Annotated in this window: 4 protein-coding genes; 1 reads left to right on the forward strand and 3 read right to left on the reverse strand. The window is 42.0% G+C overall.

Translation table 11 applies throughout. The features are described 5' to 3' along the window. Positions 1-169: 169 nt before the first annotated feature. The 3 genes from LUQ50_RS02485 to LUQ50_RS02495 all read right to left on the reverse strand — a co-directional run bounded on the left by LUQ50_RS02485 (position 170) and on the right by LUQ50_RS02495 (position 2,437). Positions 170-1,447, reverse strand: coding sequence for an ABC transporter substrate-binding protein (locus tag LUQ50_RS02485; RefSeq protein WP_300035673.1), 1,278 nt, complete (start codon positions 1,445-1,447; stop codon positions 170-172). Between the two features lie 319 nt (positions 1,448-1,766). Continuing rightward, positions 1,767-1,979: a hypothetical protein gene (locus LUQ50_RS02490; protein ID WP_300035676.1), complete on the reverse strand. Its 213-nt coding sequence runs from the start codon at positions 1,977-1,979 to the stop codon at positions 1,767-1,769. A gap of 305 nt (positions 1,980-2,284) precedes the next feature. Next, positions 2,285-2,437, reverse strand: coding sequence for a hypothetical protein (locus LUQ50_RS02495; RefSeq protein ID WP_300035679.1), 153 nt, complete (start codon positions 2,435-2,437; stop codon positions 2,285-2,287). Between the two features lie 6 nt (positions 2,438-2,443). Between LUQ50_RS02495 and LUQ50_RS02500 the strand changes: the two genes are divergently transcribed. Next, entirely contained in the window at positions 2,444-3,205 is a 762-nt protein-coding gene (locus LUQ50_RS02500) for a bifunctional 2-polyprenyl-6-hydroxyphenol methylase/3-demethylubiquinol 3-O-methyltransferase UbiG (protein ID WP_300035682.1), read from the forward strand. Positions 3,206-3,218 lie beyond the last annotated feature (13 nt).

Below are 3,218 nucleotides of genomic sequence, written 5' to 3' on the forward strand. Positions count from 1 at the left end.
TAGGAAAGGATATATTTTCATTCGGCTCTAGTTCATTAGTTCTTAGTTTTGTTTGCATTTTGGTCGATTCAAACATCACTAAGAACACATATATTTCTTGTTAATGGCAAAGTTAGGTTATGAACCAGGGTTGTCTTATCGTTGATGAAAAAAGAAATGTGATCTCTGATCAATCCGTTACCGGATAAAAAACAACGGTCTGGCGAACTCCATAGTTTGACCAGGATGCAACTTCTGCAAGGACTTTCTCGCCGTACACTCCATTATTGTTCACAATACCCCAGAGAGCATAATGCCCTTCTCGTGCATCTCCTGCTGCATTTTTCAGTGCAAGTCCTGCAACTCCAACATATGAGTTAGAAAGAGCGATTATCTCATCACGAAGGGTATTAGCATCAGTATTTCCCTTCATAAGAAGGGTTCTGAATGCAATGTTAGTTGCATCATAACACCCGTATGAGTAGCCGTCAGGTTCCTTTCCAAGGGTCTTTTTCAGTGACTGATATACAGGATTCTGTTTGAAATTTAGATTTGGACCTACCGAGAGAGCGGTAAAGTTTCGCTTATATGCATATTCCGGGACATCACCGGAGCCAGTTAATGCCGGACTCAATGCATTACCATCACAGCCATACCATTTCACCTTCTCAAGATTTGAATATCCATTACTCTTCGCGTCCTTCAAAATCTGCTTCAGTTCATCGAAGGAGATAACATACACCGCGACCTTGGATGCATCGCCTGTTTTTAATTCATCTCCCACTTTCGTGTCGAGTTGTGCAAGGGAATCTGTGAACGAGGTCGTAGCCGGGTCATACCAGATCCCCTCATCCATCGTGATGGTATCAGAGAGATTGCCCTGTATTGTATGAACTAGACCCTTACCCCAGATATCGTCTCGTGCAAACGGAATTACCTTTGTAATATTATCCTGTTTAAAGAGATTTACGGCTGAAAGGGCCTGAATAGAATCATCGGTATTATACCGAAGGATATTATCATCAGGTATAGATAATTCAGGTGCTGAAGATCCAACTGATAATATCAGAACTCCGTTTGAGTCTGCGTAGTCCTTTACTGCTTCAATTTGTGCACTTGACAGATAGGTGATGACCATCGTGACACCAGATTTATGAAGCGTTTGGATTGCATCTAATGCAGATTGTGCATCAGATCCAATATCGGTCGTCTCACCTTTCACCTGGATCCTGGAACCTCCGTCTTTCAGGAACGTGTTGATATCAGAAATTGCAAGGTTAAATGCAACTTTTGCAGATTCTCCACCTGATGTTAATGGTCCATCCACCGGAAAGAGACCATACAAGGTTATGGTTGAGTTATCAGTAGATTCACTATCCGCAACACTAATCTGACACACACACATTCCAATGAGCAGAAGAATGCCAATGAAAACTCTATTTGAGTTATCGTTATTAAAAGAGAGCATAATCTAAATTATTTAGTAATAATATTAGATTTTCGATCTTTCTTCAGAGATCAACATCCAAAAATGCGTAAACGGTTATTTTATTAGAATGCGTTGAATAATATGTGCGAATCTTACAACATTCTTCCTTTCTCAAAATTATCAAAAAGTAGTTGTACTCGGGACTTGTTTTGGGGAAATCGAATAATTACTCGATTTGAAGTAAATCAGAATAATTATTACCACATTTATAGGAATGGTTTATCCATGGCGGAAAGCCCCACACGAACGTGATATTTTTAAATCAAATCGTTCTGATTAAAAAGATACGTATTTAAATTTATTTTTTTATCGGGACTTTTCCATCTCCATCAAGATCGGTTCCGAGTGTCTCTTCCAGCTTAGTTATGACCCGTTCAAGGAGATTGTTCATCTCATCGATCTCTTTCTCAAGTTCGGCCACTCTCTGTTCAAGGGAAGCAGATGCCATCGCCTGTCTGGCATTTCGTCTTCTTCCCTGTCCCTGTTGATGCATCTCCCAGATTAGTCCCATATGAATCAATGTACCTGGTCGTGGTGAAAATATAAGGATTGTGAAATGAATCAGTTGAATAACTGTGGTTTCCGATATGCGTAAAAAGGGGAGATCGTTATTCTCTGAAAAAATTACGACTGAAAACTGATCGCCCGATCATATACAACTTCTGACCATGCATCACCGATGGTTGTCCCCGGCTCTACATAGAATCTGAAACCGACAAATCCGGGCTGATCAAGGTCTACACCATCGATTCCCTCATTATACTGAACAACCAGTGTTTCCGGATTCCTGTCATCATAGCGGGAGATCTTTGCAACCTATAGGTATTGTGCATTCGGGTTGTCTGGCAGATATGGCTCAGCGGTTCCTGCCAGCATATGATTCGAGACTGCTCCGACGCCACTTTCCACTTGGGATCCATAAAAGGCAAAGATGGAGTCTGTTGCTTTCTTAATACTGCAGGATAACATCTATATATGCAACCTGCCACCCGCGGGGCAGATGAGGGATGGTTTGAGAACGAATCCTTCTGGGAAGACTTCTATCCGGTATTATTTCCGGATATACTGTTTGATCAGGCTCAAGAGGAGATGGAAAAGATCCTGGATCTCATTGACCACCCGGTACAGTCAGTCCTCGATCTATGCTGCGGCCCGGGACGATTTACAGGACTGTTAGCCAGAGAAGGTTATCAGGTAACCGGTGTTGACATGTCGCCTTTTCTTCTCGATATAGCAAAGAAAGAATATGCTGATATGGAAAATGTCGAATGGGTTCTCTCCGATATGCGAAAGTTTGTCAGGCAGGAGTCATATGATCTGGTCCTCAACCTCTACACTTCGTTTGGATATTTCAAGGATCTTGCAGAGGATCTCCTGGTTCTGAAAAATATCGCCAAAAGTCTCAGGTCAGGGGGTTCATTTGTCATTGAGGTGATGGGAAAGGAGGTTATTGCCAAGGATTTTGAAGAATTTCTTACGTCAAAGACTGATGACGGACTGTTTATCCAGGCTCATGAGATCCTGGATAATTGGAACAGGATCAGGAGCGAATGGACCCTAATCAGAGGAGGAAATGTCAATACCTTCACGTTTGAGCACAGCCTCTATGGAGCCAGTGACCTGATCAGACTCTGTAAAATGGCAGGCTTTTCTGATATCCAGGTATTTGGTGATTTTGACGGGAATCCCTATGATCATAATGCAACGTTGCTGATCATCACCGGGAAAAAGAGATAGGACAGATCAATCA

Source organism: Methanospirillum sp. (assembly GCF_028679455.1).
In the GTDB taxonomy this organism is placed as follows: domain Archaea; phylum Halobacteriota; class Methanomicrobia; order Methanomicrobiales; family Methanospirillaceae; genus Methanospirillum.